The sequence below is a fragment of the Pandoraea sp. 64-18 genome, from assembly GCF_001899225.1.
Taxonomy (GTDB): Bacteria; Pseudomonadota; Gammaproteobacteria; order Burkholderiales; family Burkholderiaceae; genus Pandoraea; species Pandoraea cepalis.
In genome coordinates this window covers 49,900-63,632 of the sequence record NZ_MKVU01000007.1, presented here as the reverse complement: position 1 = coordinate 63,632, position 13,733 = coordinate 49,900, and the positions used below count along the sequence as shown (strand labels likewise).

Annotated in this window: 10 protein-coding genes; 5 read left to right on the top strand and 5 right to left on the bottom strand. The window is 65.6% G+C overall.

Annotated elements, in window-relative coordinates; all coding sequences use genetic code 11:
- Nucleotide 1 precedes the first annotated feature (1 nt).
- From imuA to BGP02_RS05695, 5 genes are all read left to right on the top strand, one after another.
- Nucleotides 2-1,000, top strand: a complete 999-nt coding sequence (imuA, locus tag BGP02_RS05715) for a translesion DNA synthesis-associated protein ImuA (protein ID WP_261938207.1) — start codon at nucleotides 2-4, stop codon at nucleotides 998-1,000.
- Entirely contained in the window at nucleotides 930-2,468 is a 1,539-nt protein-coding gene (locus tag BGP02_RS05710; protein ID WP_268566624.1) for a Y-family DNA polymerase, read from the top strand. Before imuA ends, BGP02_RS05710 begins: the two co-directional genes overlap by 71 nt.
- Nucleotides 2,469-2,489: 21 nt before the next feature.
- Nucleotides 2,490-5,798 (top strand): error-prone DNA polymerase, encoded by a 3,309-nt coding sequence (locus BGP02_RS05705; RefSeq protein WP_261938209.1) that lies wholly within the window; start codon nucleotides 2,490-2,492, stop codon nucleotides 5,796-5,798.
- Nucleotides 5,799-5,837: 39 nt separating this feature from the next.
- Nucleotides 5,838-6,029: a type II toxin-antitoxin system RelE/ParE family toxin gene (locus tag BGP02_RS05700; protein WP_017231790.1), complete on the top strand. Its 192-nt coding sequence runs from the start codon at nucleotides 5,838-5,840 to the stop codon at nucleotides 6,027-6,029.
- Between the two features lie 63 nt (nucleotides 6,030-6,092).
- Nucleotides 6,093-6,404: a HigA family addiction module antitoxin gene (locus BGP02_RS05695; protein WP_130026523.1), complete on the top strand. Its 312-nt coding sequence runs from the start codon at nucleotides 6,093-6,095 to the stop codon at nucleotides 6,402-6,404.
- A 60-nt stretch (nucleotides 6,405-6,464) separates the two neighbouring features.
- On the opposite strand, the gene BGP02_RS05690 is transcribed toward BGP02_RS05695, so the two are convergent.
- The 5 genes from BGP02_RS05690 to BGP02_RS05670 form a co-directional block, all read right to left on the bottom strand.
- Complete coding sequence (locus tag BGP02_RS05690) at nucleotides 6,465-7,835, bottom strand: nucleobase:cation symporter-2 family protein (protein WP_017231792.1); 1,371 nt, start codon at nucleotides 7,833-7,835, stop codon at nucleotides 6,465-6,467.
- 431 nt (nucleotides 7,836-8,266) lie between these two features.
- Complete coding sequence (locus BGP02_RS05685) at nucleotides 8,267-9,775, bottom strand: HDOD domain-containing protein (protein WP_017231793.1); 1,509 nt, start codon at nucleotides 9,773-9,775, stop codon at nucleotides 8,267-8,269.
- 18 nt (nucleotides 9,776-9,793) lie between these two features.
- Complete coding sequence (locus BGP02_RS05680) at nucleotides 9,794-11,515, bottom strand: putative bifunctional diguanylate cyclase/phosphodiesterase (RefSeq protein ID WP_198288636.1); 1,722 nt, start codon at nucleotides 11,513-11,515, stop codon at nucleotides 9,794-9,796.
- A gap of 354 nt (nucleotides 11,516-11,869) precedes the next feature.
- Nucleotides 11,870-12,607 (bottom strand): cysteate racemase, encoded by a 738-nt coding sequence (gene cuyB / locus BGP02_RS05675; protein WP_026131564.1) that lies wholly within the window; start codon nucleotides 12,605-12,607, stop codon nucleotides 11,870-11,872.
- Nucleotides 12,608-12,699: 92 nt separating this feature from the next.
- Complete coding sequence (locus BGP02_RS05670) at nucleotides 12,700-13,602, bottom strand: transporter substrate-binding domain-containing protein (protein WP_286798200.1); 903 nt, start codon at nucleotides 13,600-13,602, stop codon at nucleotides 12,700-12,702.
- Nucleotides 13,603-13,733: the final 131 nt, after the last annotated feature.

Here is a 13,733-nt window from a genome sequence, read left to right as displayed (position 1 = left end):
GATGACGCCAACGGTAGCCGGGCCGGCGCCTGCCCGCAAGCGCGATCATGGCGGCGGCAAGGTCACGGATATCACGGCGGTGGCAGATGAACTGCTATACTGTACATTCATACAGTATTTTGGGTGCGCGATGACCCTGCCACTTTCCTCTTTGCCTGCCGGGCTGTGGCGCGCCAGTGAACTGGCGCATTGCCACCGTGCTGGCCACACCACGGGTTTTGCCGCGCTGGACGCCGAGCTGCCCGGCGCCGGGTGGCCGCATGGTGCGGTGACGGAGTTGCTGAGCGAGCGTCCGGGCATCGGTGAATGGCGGTTGCTGGCCCCGACGCTACGCGATCTCACGCAGGCGGGCCAGCCGGTGATGGTGATTGCGCCGCCGATGCTGCCATATGCCCCGGCGCTGGCGGGATGGGGCATCGATCTGCGCTGGCTCAGTGTCGTGATGCGTCCGGTGAGTCCGGCACGTCAGGCGCCTCGGGCGCGCGGCACACGCGGCCTGAAGGCGGAGGATCGCGACATGCTCTGGTGTGCCGAGCAGGCCCTCAAAAGCGCGTGCTGCGGGGCGGTGCTCACCTGGCTTCCGGCCGCGACGCCCGAGCAGATCCGGCGGCTTCAGGTCGCGGCCGGTGGCGGCGAGACGCTGACCTGGGTGGTGCGAGGGCCCGCCGCCGTCGCGACCGCCTCGGCGGCACCGTTGCGACTGGGGCTTGCCGTTGGGCCGGGGAGTCGTCTCGGCGTGCAGTTTCACAAGCGGCGGGGGCCGCCGCGTCTCGAACCGCTCTGGCTGACGTTGCCCGCGCCGTATGCGCATGTCTCGCAACCGGTGACGGGCGCGGCCGACGATGCGCGGCCGGGGCCTGTCGGGCCTGGTCCGGCACCTTCGTCCACACCGTCCACGGTGCCTTTGGTTTCTGTTTCCGGAGTCTCGCATGGCTTGCTGGATCGCCCTGCATCTGCCCTATCTGGCGCTCGAGATCGCCTCTCCGCTCACACCGGCTGACACGCTGACCGACACAACGGTCGTGCTGGCGCAGTCGCGTGTCTGGCAGGCGAGTGAGGCGGCGCAGGCAGCCGGCGTGCAACCCGGCATGCGCCGTGGCGGCGTGCTGGCGCTATTGCCGCAGGCGCGATTCCACGATCGCGACGAAGCGGCCGAGACGGTCGCGCTCGAGGCGCTGGCGCTGGCCTTGCTGCGCTTCGGCCCCGACGTTGCGATCGCCTCGCCACAATGCGTGCTGATCGACGTGGCACCGAGCCTGCGCCTGTTTGGCGGTCTGGCATCGCTGGCGGCGCAGGTGTTTGAGAGTGCCGAGGCGCTCGGGCACCGGGCGTCGTTGGGCCTTGCCGCCACGGCCAGCGCGGCGGCGCTGCTCGCGCGTGCCGGTACTCCTTGTCGGCCGCCGCGGTTGCCACCGACACCACCGACGCCGATGACGCTGCCGCAATCCCTCGATTCCCGCTCGGTCGCCTTGTTGCCCGAGGCGCAGCCGTGGCTCGACTGGCTCGCGCAAATCGGCTGTGTGACGTTGGGCGAACTGCGCGCGCTGCCTGCGGCGGGCGTGCGGCGCCGCTGCGGTGCGGAACTGCCCGCTGCGCTTTCCCGGGCCTATGGCGAGACGCCGGAGGCCCCCGCCTGGTATCGCGCCCCGCCCCATTTCGAGGCGGTGCTGCCGCTGCCATCGCTCACGCATGACGTGGATGTGCTGCTCTTCGGTCTGCGCCGTCTGCTCGCCCAACTCACGGGATGGCTGGCCGCCGGGCAACTGGCCACGCGCGCGCTCGCGCTGGTGCTCGAGCATGAGCCGCTCGGGCGGCAAACGCTGGCACCGACGCGTTTCGACATCCGTCTTGCCGAAGCGAGTGCGGCGCCCGCGCACTTGCTGTCGTTGTGCAAGGAGCGGCTGGCCCGCTCGCCACTGGTGGCCCCGGTGCTGACGTTGCGGCTCGATGTCACGCAGACGGCGCCCCATGTGCCGCAAAGCGGCTCGCTCCTGCCGGAGCCGGGCCGCGCCCGGCAGGATTTTGTGCAACTGATGGAGCGTGTGGCGGCGCGGTTGGGCGACGAGCACGTGCGGCGTTTGCAGGTGCGTGGCGATCACCGGCCCGAGGCGGCGTTCGTCAGCTTGCCGTATGGGGCGTCCGGCAATCCTTCCCATGCCTCCCACGGCACGATGTCCGGCGCGGTCGGTCATCGGCCCGATGGCGAGTCCCTGTTGCCGCCGCGCCCGGCGTGGCTGCTCGATGTACCGCAGCGCCTCGGCGTACGTCAGGAGCGCCCGTGGCGGCAGGGGCCGCTACAACTGATGAGCGGTCCTGAGCGTATCGAAGCCGGCTGGTGGGAGCCAGGCACCGTCACGCGCGACTACTTCATTGCGGCCGATATCACGGGGGCGTTGTTGTGGGTGTTTCGCGAGCGGCCCGTGAATGGGGCGGATGCCGCGTGGTACTTGCATGGCCTGTTCGGCTGAGTCCGGCGGGTCCGCTGTGCGATGAATGTCGACGATTTCCTGCCGTGGCAAGGCCCGACCGAAGGGCTGGCCGCCAATGATGAGCGTGCCGACGCGGCCGGCGCCGATCCGGCGGCGCCCCCCGATCCGCGTGCGGCCGACGACGGCAGCCTGCCTGCCTATGCCGAACTGCACTGCCTGTCGAATTTCTCGTTCCAGCGTGGCGCGTCGCATCCGGAGGAACTGATCGCGCGGGCCGCGCACCTGGGCTACACCGCGCTGGCGATGACCGACGAGTGCTCGCTGGCCGGTGTCGTTCGCGCACTGGCCGAGGCGGTGCAGTATCCGTCGGTGTCGTTGATCGTGGGCAGCGAGTTTCGTCTGACGCCCGAGGACAGCGCAGCCGCGCTGGGCAGTGTGCATCTGGTCGCGCTTGCGCAGCACCGCGAAGGCTACGGCAATCTTTCCGAGATGATTACACTCGGTCGCATGCGCGGCCCGAAGCGCGGTTATCGGTTGCACGCGCGAGACTTCAGCGCGCCGGCAACCGGGCAGGCGCATCTGCGGGGTCTGCCGGGGTGCCTGATGATCCTGGTGCCGGAGACCGGCGCGAGTCCCGAGCGCACGCTGGCCCAAACCCGCTGGGCGGCACAGACGTTCGGCGAAGGACGCGTGTGGCTCGCGCTCGAACGCCATCACCGAGCCGACGACGACGCGCATCTGGCCCGGCTGCGGGCGATCTCCGCCGAGTGCGACGTGCCGCTCGTCGCCACCGGCCATGTCCTCATGCATGTGCGCTCGCGCAAGCCGTTGCAGGACACGCTCACCGCCATTGGACTGGGCAAGCCGGTGCAGGCCTGCGGATTGGCGCTCGCCGCCAATGCGGAGCAGCATCTACGCACGCGGTTGCGGCTCGCGTGGCTCTATCCGCCGGACGCCCTGGCGCAAACGATTGCCATCGCCTCGCGTTGCCATTTCGATCTGCGCAGCCTGCGTTACGAGTATCCCGAGGAACTGGTGCCCGCCGGGCATACGCCGGTGACGTATTTGCATCAGGAAGTCGAGGCCGGCGCGGCGCGGCGCTATCCGAACGGGGTACCGCAGAAGGTGCGTCGTCTCATCGAAAGCGAACTGACGCTGATCCGGGAGCTGGCGTACGAGCCGTATTTCCTGACGGTCTACGACATCGTGCGTTTCGCCCGCAGCCAGAACATCCTGTGCCAGGGGCGCGGGTCGGCGGCCAACTCGGCGGTGTGCTATTGCCTGGGAATCACGGCGGTCAATCCTGACGAGGTGCAGGTGCTGTTCGGGCGTTTTCTGTCGAAGGAGCGCAACGAGCCGCCCGATATCGATGTGGACTTCGAGCATCAGCGGCGCGAAGAGGTGATCCAGTACATCTACGACAAGTACGGCACCGACCGGGCGGCGCTGGCTGCGACGGTGATTTCGTATCGCATGCGCAGTGCGGTGCGCGACACGGGGCGGGCGCTGGGCATCGATCTGTCGATTGTCGAGCAGGTCGCGCAGAGTCAGCAGTGGTGGGACGGTCGCGAGAATCTGCTCGCGCGCATGGCGGCACAAGGGTTGTCGCCCGACGCCCCGACCACGCGGCTATGGGCGGATCTGGTCGCCCGGCTGATCGGCTTTCCCCGGCATTTGTCGCAGCACGTGGGCGGTTTCGTGATTTCGCGCGACAAGCTCTCGCGCCTGGTGCCGATTGCGCCGGCGGCGATGGACAAGCGTTACGTCATTCAGTGGGACAAGGACGATATCGAGACGCTCAAGCTGCTCAAGGTCGATGTGCTGGCGCTCGGCATGCTGAGCGCGTTGCGCCGCACGCTCGATCTGCTGGGGGAATGGCGCGGTGAGCCGATCTCGCTGGCGGACATTCCGCGCGACGATCCGGCGACGTACGGCATGATTCGTCGTGCCGATACCGTGGGTGTCTTCCAGATCGAGTCGCGTGCGCAGATGAGCATGTTGCCGCGCTTGAAGCCGGACAAGTTCTACGACCTGGTGATCGAGGTGGCGATCGTGCGGCCGGGGCCGATTCAGGGCGGGATGGTGCATCCGTATCTGCGTCGCAAGCAGGGCAAGGAGGACGTGGTCTATCCGCGCGAGGAGATCAAGGCGGCGCTCGAGCGCACGCTGGGCGTGCCGATCTTTCAGGAGCAGGTGATGCAGATCGCGATGATCGCCGCCGATTTCTCGGCCGGCGATGCCGATCAGTTGCGTCGTTCGATGGCGGCCTGGAAACGCAAGGGCGGGCTCGAGAAATTCCAGACCCGCATCATCGACGGGATGCTGAAAAACGGCTATCCGCGCGAGTTTGCCGAGGCCATCTGCCGCCAGATCGAGGGCTTTGGCGAGTACGGTTTTCCGGAGAGTCATGCGGCAAGCTTCGCACTGCTCGCCTATGCGAGTGCGTGGCTCAAGTGTCATGCACCGGAGATGTTCCTGTGCGGGTTGCTCAACAGTTTGCCGATGGGATTCTATTCGGCGTCGCAGCTGGTGCAGGATGCGCGACGGCATCATGTCGAGGTGCGCGCGGTCGACGTTTGCGTGAGCGATGTCGAGTCGCGTCCCGAGGCGCGCATCGGGCGGTACGGCAATGCCCGCCGGCCGGCGGTGCGGCTAGGGCTGTCGCTGGTCAAGGGCTTGTCCGACGACGGGGCGCGCGCGATCGAGCGTGCGCGTCGGCAGCGACCGTTTACCGACATCGACGATCTGACCGCGCGGGCTGCGTTGTCACGTCGGGACCTCGACGCCCTGGCGGCTGCCGACGCGCTGTCGGCGTTGCTCGGCGGTCGGCGGCAGGCGCGCTGGGCGGTCGCCGCATGGCAGCCACCCACGCCGCTGCTGGGGGCGACGGTGCTGCGCGACGCGGTGCCGGGCAGTGCCGACGAGCAGGTGGCGCTGCCGCCGATGGCCGAGGGGCAGGACATCGTGGCCGATTACGCAAGCACGGGGCTGACGCTGCGGCGTCACCCGCTGCTGCTGTTGCGCGAGACGCTCACCCGGATGCGGGTGCGAACGGCGAGGGATTTGCAGACCGAGGGCGTGCACGGGCGCCGGGTGCGCACGGCGGGCATTGTGACGGGACGGCAGCGCCCGGGCACGGCCAATGGCACGGTCTTCGTCTCGCTGGAAGACGAAACGGGCGTCATCAACGTGATTGTCTGGCCCGATCTGGTCGAATCGCAGCGCACGGCGTTGCTGGCGTCGTCCTTATTGGGGGTGGAAGGGGTATGGCAACGCGAGGAGCGCGTGACCCATCTGGTGGCGCATCGTCTGGTCGATCTCTCGTCGATGCTCGGCGAACTCACGATCTCGAGTCGGAACTTTCACTAAGGGGACTTCGATAGGATGGGGTGTCTCCGGCCCCCCGCCATGCGCAAGCTTCAGCAATTGCATGCCGCCGCGACACTCGCTTTCTCGCGCGCACTGCCGGGTAACCGGCTCGAGGCGCTGAGAGGAAATCGCCTGGGGCAGTACAGCATTCGTATCAACGATCAGTGGCGCTTGTGTTTTCGCTTCGACGCGGGCAACGCCTCGGACGTCGAGATCGTGGATTACCACTGATCGGATGGGCGGGCGCGTTCCGATAATTCTGCGGATTCTGCTAAAGGTCGACGGAGGCCGAAGATGACCCGACAAGTACCCCTGGCGACGCCGGGCGAGATTCTCGCGCAGGACTGGCTGGGCCCGATGGGGCTTTCTCAATATGCGCTGGCGAGGGCCATTGACGTGCCGCCTCGCCGCATCAACGAAATTGTCCTGGGCAAGCGTGCGATTACCGTCGATACGGCGCTGCGCCTGGGGGCGTTCTTCGGCGTGGATGCACAGAGCTGGCTCAATCTGCAAAATCAGTACGATGCCGAGATCGCACGCGCCAACATGGCCGATGTGCTGCGCGACATCAAGCGACGTGCCCGGGATCTTCTCGCTGCGGCGTGATGTTCCCCCAAAGACACGTCAGCCGTTGCCGTCGCGCGTCGACGGATGTCATGCCATTGCTCAATGCGCGGCGTCGGCCTGCTTGCCGGCCGCTTGCGCGAGGGCGCTCGCTTCGGCTTCGCTGCGCAGGCCGTTGAAGTGCGCGTTGAGCAGCACCGCGCTGATCGACGCGAGCAGAATGCCGCTGTGGAAGAACGGGGCGAGTGCATGCGGCAGTTTCATGAAGAACTTGTCCGACGCCACCGGAATCATCCCCACGCCAATACTGATCGCGATGATGTACAGGTTGTAACGATTCTTCGACAGGTCCACCGTCGAGAGAATCTTCACCCCCGTGGCCGTCACCATGCCGAACATCACGATGCCCGCGCCCCCCAGCACGAACTGCGGCACCGACGCCACCACGTGTGCCACCTTCGGAAACAAGCCCAGCGCGATCAGGATCAGGCCCCCCATGGCACACACCCAGCGGCTCTTCACCCCGGTCACGCCGACCAACCCCACGTTCTGCGAAAACGAGGTGTAGGGGAACGTGTTGAAGATGCCACCGATCATCGTGCCCAGCCCATCGACGCGCAAGCCGCGCACCAGCGTCTTCCTGTCGACCGGACGGCCGACAATGTCGCCCACCGCCAGGAACATGCCGGTCGATTCGATGAACGTCACGAGCATGACCAGCGTCATCGTCGCAATGGCAACCGGATCGAAGCGTGGCACGCCGAAATGGAACGGCATGACGAAGCCGAACCACGGCGCGTCGGATACGCCCGCAAACGACACTTTGCCCAGCGCCATCGCCACGATCGTGCCGAACAGAATGCCCAGCAGCACCGCAATGTTGGCGAAGAAGCCGCGCACGTACTTGGTGATGAACAGAATGCACAGGAGCACGGCGAACGACACGCCCAGATAGAGCGGATTGCCGTAATCGGGATTGCCGAAGCCGCCCGCCGCCCAGTTGATGCCCACGCCCATGAGGGAGATCCCGATCACCGTGATGACGGTCCCGGTCACCACCGGTGGGAACAGCCGCAGCAGCTTGCCGATGAGCGGTGCCATCAGAATGCCGATCAGGCCCGAGGCAATGGTCGCGCCATAGATATCGAGCAACCCGAGATCGGGATTCGTGCCGATGGCGATCATCGGCGTGACGGCGGTAAACGTCACCCCCATCATGATCGGCAGACGCAAGCCGAAGATCCACAAGCCGAGTGTCTGGATCAAGGTGGCGATCCCGCAGGCGAACAGATCGGCGTTGATCAGAAACGCGACCTGATCGACCGACATGTGGAGCGCACCGCCGACGATCAACGGTACCGCCACCGCCCCCGCATACATCACCAGTACGTGTTGCAGTCCCAGCGTGAACAACTTGGGGAGCGGCAGGCGCTCGTCGACCGGATGCACCGGTGCAGCAGCAGATTGCGTCATGTCTTCTCCTGGTCCGACGGTACGAATCGATTTACATGGTGGAACCGAGCGTAAATTTTTTACCGAGGCGCAGCGAGTGCCGTCAAAAATGCAGAGCGGATGGTGTGGGGTGCGTCGTGCTCGCCCCCCGGCGGGGCGTCATGGAGAAAAATTGAGGCATCGTGACAGGGTACGCCGGTTGGCGCCGCAGCGGGCGACTTCCCGGAAAGCCTTACGACGTATGGCTCAGACGTTGCGGGGGCGTGACAGGCGGGAGGGGGCGCGAAGCGTTCGGACGCGTGCGAATCGTACCGAGCTGTGCGGCGGCCGTTGGCCGCGCGCCGAGGATCATATCGAATCCGCAATACTAAAGATTGCAACTGACGTATGAATCTCGGCGACAGTGCGATACCGGGATATCGCCCCGCCACAACGCCGTAAGGCGGCGCGGCTCAGCGTGTGCCGGTTGTGCCGGAGGCCTTGCGGGCGAGCATATCGCCGGCATTGGCGGTAATGCCCGCGCCACCGCTTTGCTGTGCCACGCTATCGAGCTTGCTGGAGATCTCGTTGCCCATGTGCTGCAGGAATTCCAGCTCCTTCGCGCCGATGCCTCCCGCGCACAGCGTGCCGCCCCAGTCGCCGTAAAGCAGTGCCACGGTCTGGTTACGTTGGCGAACTGGCAGCAGGAAGAACGACTTCACGTTCGAGAAATGCTCACGGTGCCACATCGGAATACGCGGCACGATACGCGGTTCGCGAGCGTTGTCGATCAGAATCGCGCGGCCGTTGGTCAGAGCCAGATGGAAGACGTCCGGTTCGAAGGCTTCGGGGAACGACAGGCCCAGCGCGGGCTGCACGTCGCGGCCGATGCCGAAGCGCAGCTCGAACGACTTGCCCGCCGGCACGCGCACGAAGGCCGCGCAGTTGGCGAAACCCAGCGACTGCATGATCGCTTCGAGCGTCAGGTTGAGCAGACCGACCGCGTCGGTCTCGCCCGTGGCGGCCCGCACTTCCGAGAGACCGTCTGCCAGACGTCGCGCCGAGTCCAGCGGCTTGCCCGCCGGCGGCTGGCGCGTGCTCGACGCCTTGGTGCTGATCGCAATGAATTCCTGGTGGCTCGTGTCGCGCACCATTTCTTCGCCCACGGACACCACGTCTCGCACGTCCAGCGCGAGACGGTCGGCATAGCGCTCCGCCAATTCGGCCAGACGCTCCGGGTCGGCCCCGCGCGTGAGTTCCGTCACCATCTCGTTGGACATGTTCGCCACCGCACACAGCCAATCGCTATGCGAGAGCGGGGCGTCGCCCTCCAGATCGATCGGACGCATGCTCGTCGCGATCGACTCCGGCAAGCCCCACTTGCGGGCCGCCGCTTCGGCCAACTCCGGGAACGAGATGGCGAGCACCTGTTCGCAGGCGTCGCTGTCGCTGATGCCTTGCGCTGCGGCGAGGGTCTGGATTTCCCCCCATTCGGCCGGGAAGCAATAGGTCACGAGCAGTCGTGCGACATGGTGCAGCAAGGTGCAGACTACGGCTTCCTCGCCGTCGCGAATGCCATTCTTGGCGGTGATGTCACGGGCGAACGCCCCGGCGAGCGTGGCGCGCGCAAGTTCGCGGGCCATGTCGTCGCGCTGTGCGGCGACTTCACCGAAACCCTCGAGCAGTTTCAGGCTCAGGGCGAGGTGGCCGATCGTGTCGACACCGAGAATCATGATGGCGCGCGAGACCGTCGTCACGTTGCAGCCGAACGGCGCATACATGGCGGAGTTGGCCAGGCGGATCACTTTCTGGGTGAGGGCGAAGTCGGATAGCACCGACGCCGCCAGGTCGGCCGTGCTCGTGCTCTCGCTTTGCATGGCGCTCACGATGCCGCTGACGGAGCGCTGCAGCGACGGAAATTCGCCGCGCTCAGCCAGGCGCTGCCACAACAATTCGAGCGTTTTTTCTTTGGTCAGGCTCATGGTAGCGGGGTTATCCGGTCAGTGGCCGGCATCCACATTGAGACGCCCGCTCGCAAAGGCCGCCTCCAGTTCTCCCGCAGGCAGGGCCTTCGACACCAGCCAGCCCTGGATGGAATGGCAGCCGCGCTCGATCAGCATCTGCCGTTGTTCTTCTGTCTCGACCCCTTCGGCGACCGCCGACAGCCCCAGCTCACGCGCCAGTCCCAGGACTGCCGTCACAATCGTACGGTCATTCGATGACGTGGGCATGTCTTTCACGAAGCTGCGGTCGATCTTGAGCGCGGAGAGCGGGAAACGCTTGAGGTATCCCAGGCTCGAGTAGCCCGCGCCGAAATCGTCGACGGAGAAGCGCACGCCCAGCGTTTGCAACTCGCGCAGCACCAGATTGGCCTGTTCCGGGTCGCGCATCAGGACGCTCTCGGTAATTTCGAGCACCAACCGGTGCCCTTCCACGCCCGAATCGGCAATCGCTTGCCAGACCAGGCTCGGGAACGACGGATGGTGAAATTGCTGTGCCGAGACGTTGACCGACATGTACAGCCCGTCGAGCCGGGTGCGATCCCAGCGCGCGAGCTGCATGCAGGCGGCGCGTAACGCCCAGCCGCCCAGCAGGTTGATCAGGCCATTGGCCTCGGCCAGCGGAATGAATTCGTTCGGTGACACCGGGCCGAGCGCGGGATGCCAGCGCATGAGCGCCTCGACACCCTTCACGTTCAGCGAGATCGGATCGCAGATCGGCTGGTAGTGCAGGCTGAATTCGCCATTGTGAATCGCCTCGAACATTGCCGATTCGAGCGAGAACGCCTTGCGGTGCAAGTCGCCCAGATCGTCCGTATAGACGAACAGACCGTTACGGCCGCGATCCTTCGCGCAGTACATGGCGGCGTCGGCGTGCTTGATCAGCAGGCCGGCCGAGTCGCCATGGCGCGGATAAAACGACACGCCGATGCTCGTGGTGAGGTGCAGCAACTTGTCGCCAATCTGGAACGGTTGCTGCACCGCCGAGAGCAGGCGCTTCATGATGCCGCCAAGCGCCTGTTCGTCGTCGCAGCCGGGCAGCACGAGCACAAACTCGTCGCCGCCCATGCGCGCGGCCATGTCCGTCTCGCGGATCTGCGCGATCAGGCGTTGGCCGGCGTCGCACAGGAGCTGATCGCCCACGTCGTGGCCGAGTGAGTCATTGACCTTCTTGAAGCCGTCCAGGTCGAGCAGGGCGACGGCAAAGTTCGGCCCGCCTTCACGCGCGTGCTGGATGGCTTCGGTAATGCATTGATGAATGTACTGACGATTCCCCAGCCCGGTCACCGCATCGCGCACCGCCAGATCGGACAGGCGTGCTTCGTTTTCCTTGAACGCGGTGATGTCCTCGCCGTGCACGACGAACGTTGCGCTCGTTCCGGCGATACGGGGCGTGTACTGGGCAATGCGCAGACGCATCCAGACCCGGTCCGTCAGACCGCGCAGCAGGCGCACGGTGCACTGCTGGGGACCGAGCATCTGGGCGGCGGAGAAGGCATCCTGCAGCGTCGGCACATCTTCGATACCGGTCAGCTCGAAGAGCGTGGCGTGATCGGTGTACTCGCGCGAATATTCCAGCAGGCGCAGGGAGGCTTCGGCAATGAAAAGGAAACGGCCGTCGGCAGCAACGTGCGCCGAGAGGCCGCCGGTCAGCTCGACCAGCGCCCGGGACAATGCCGGGGCCGGCACCGCGGCGTGAGCCTCGGCGATTGCCGATGCCAAGGTCGAAGGTTCGACCAAAGGGACGCCGGCGGGGAGTCGATCTGAACTCATTGTTGTTGTCTGTGCATGCATCACGTCGAGCGCGCTGCGACCCATGTGCTTCCCCGTTCAGGCAAACGCGCTCATGGCCGAACCTTGGTCCGGCAGGTGTCCGATGGATTGTGGGCCATTATAGCCAAAGACGCCAGCGAATTTGGTAGCGGGAATCCCCGATTCATGCCACTTTCCACACGTTTTCTCGCGTAGGTTTTTTTCTGACAAGGCGATCGGGGATTATTCCTGCGCGGCGGCTGGCCTGCCGCCGGTATTTCCTTGGAATTGCCCGTCAGATGGCACTTCCGCACATCGGGACATTCACTGGCGCGATTTTCCCGTGGGCGTCTCGTGCGCGAGCGACCAGGCGATGCAGGCGCGCGCGAGGGCGGCCGAGGCGTCCAGGCCGAAGCGGCCCAGCGGTGTTTCACAGGTGGCCAGCGCCACCGGGATTTCCGTACAGCCGAGAATGACGCGTTGCGCGCCGGCTGCCAGCAGGGTCTCCAACGCCATGGCCAGGGCCTCGCCGCCGCGACGATTCTCCCCGGCCTTGGTCAGCCGGATGCCTTCGTTCACGAGCGCCTGGTGCGCAAGCGGTTCGGCAACCTGAACGAAACGATAGCCCAGCGCTTCGAGCCGTGGCCGGTAGACGTTGGCGTGGTGGGTGCCTTCGGTGGCCATCAGGCCGATGAGCGCGCCCGGCGCGACGCATTGGGCCAGCTCGCCCGCGACGGCTTCGACCACATCGAGCACCGGCAGCCGGGTGCGATGACGCAGTGCGTCAAGCCAGGCATGGGCCGTGTTGCAGGCAATGGCAATGCAGCCAACGCCGGACTGCTCCAGCGCGTGAACGCCGTCGAGCATACCGTCCAGCGGTGAAGCACCGTCGCGCAATAGCGCCTCGGTGCGGTCGGGGATCTGGGGCACCGAGTAGAGAATGAACGGGATGTGATCCTGATCGCGGTGGGCCGGATGTTGATCGACGATCTTGCGGCAGAGGTCGATGCCGGCGGCGGGGCCCATGCCGCCGAGGATGCCGAGCGTGGCGTGCGAGTTCATGGTGATGACCATCATTCAACGGGAACGGCAAACATCGGGATCGCGCGCGAGGGCAGGGGCCGTGGCCCCGCCCCGCACGGCGTCCGACAGGATCAGTCGTAAGCCTTGGTGATCGGATCCTTGAACATGGCACGCATTTCCGCCGTCATCGGATAGTGCATATTCTGGTTCTTCGGCGGCACCGGTTCCATGAACCACTTGTTGTACAGCTTCTCCATCTCGCCGGACTTCTCCATCTTGGCGATGACCGTGTCGACGACCTTCGTGAACGCCGGATCATCGTGGCGCAGCATGCACGCATAGTTTTCGAACTGGAGGTTCGGACCGACGACTTCGTAGCCCTTGGCTTCGTCGGCCGACAGGGCGGCGCGCTGGCCGTAGAGCAACGGCTCGTCCATCACGAAGGCCACCGAGCGGCCTTGCTTGACGGTCAGGAAGCCGTCCGAGTGATCCTTCGTCTGAATCAGGTTGAAGCCGATCTCACCCTTCTTGCCCGAGAGAATCCGATCGGCGGTCGTGCCGGCGGTCGTCGCGATCGTCTTGCCCTTGAGGCTGTTCAGATCGGTGATGCCCGAGCCCGACTTGGCGATCATCTTGATCGAGTACAGGAAGATGTTGTGCGAGAAGCCTACTTGCTTCTCGCGCTCGAACGTGTGCGTGGTCGAGCCGCATTCCAGGTCGATCGTGCCGTTCTGCACCAGCGCGATACGGTTCTGCGACGTGATCGGCGTTTCCGTGACCTTCAGGTTCGGCAGGTTCAGGTCTTTCTTGACGGCGTCGACGATCTTGAGCGCGATTTCCTGCGAGTAGCCGATCGTCTTGCCGGCGTTGTCCGTGTACGAGAACGGAATCGACGACTCCCGCACCCCGAGCGCGATCACGCCGGTGTCCTTGATCTTCTTGAGCGTGCCGGTCAGTTCCTGCGCGCTCGCGGTGTGCGCGAACAGGGCGGCGGCGGCGCTGACGAGCAGCAGGGGAGCAAACAGCTTCTTCATGGTCTCTGTCCTATCGGAAGTGAATGGCACGGTGGTCCGCGCCGTTGGTATGTCAACTGCCAAAAACACTGGTACAACCCGACACGTCCCTCCGCTGTTCCCCACGGAAACGACGCCCCGCAATACCCCAT

Coding starts and splice junctions, on each gene's coding strand:
- BGP02_RS05710 (WP_268566624.1), top strand. CDS start 930: ATGGCTTGCTGGATCGCCCTGCATCTGCCCTATCTGGCGCTCGAGATC.
- BGP02_RS05670 (WP_286798200.1), bottom strand. CDS start 13,602: ATGAAGAAGCTGTTTGCTCCCCTGCTGCTCGTCAGCGCCGCCGCCGCC.
- BGP02_RS05700 (WP_017231790.1), top strand. CDS start 5,838: ATGCGCAAGCTTCAGCAATTGCATGCCGCCGCGACACTCGCTTTCTCG.
- BGP02_RS05690 (WP_017231792.1), bottom strand. CDS start 7,835: ATGACGCAATCTGCTGCTGCACCGGTGCATCCGGTCGACGAGCGCCTG.
- cuyB (WP_026131564.1), bottom strand. CDS start 12,607: ATGAACTCGCACGCCACGCTCGGCATCCTCGGCGGCATGGGCCCCGCC.
- BGP02_RS05705 (WP_261938209.1), top strand. CDS start 2,490: ATGAATGTCGACGATTTCCTGCCGTGGCAAGGCCCGACCGAAGGGCTG.
- BGP02_RS05695 (WP_130026523.1), top strand. CDS start 6,093: ATGACCCGACAAGTACCCCTGGCGACGCCGGGCGAGATTCTCGCGCAG.
- BGP02_RS05685 (WP_017231793.1), bottom strand. CDS start 9,775: ATGAGCCTGACCAAAGAAAAAACGCTCGAATTGTTGTGGCAGCGCCTG.
- imuA (WP_261938207.1), top strand. CDS start 2: ATGACGCCAACGGTAGCCGGGCCGGCGCCTGCCCGCAAGCGCGATCAT.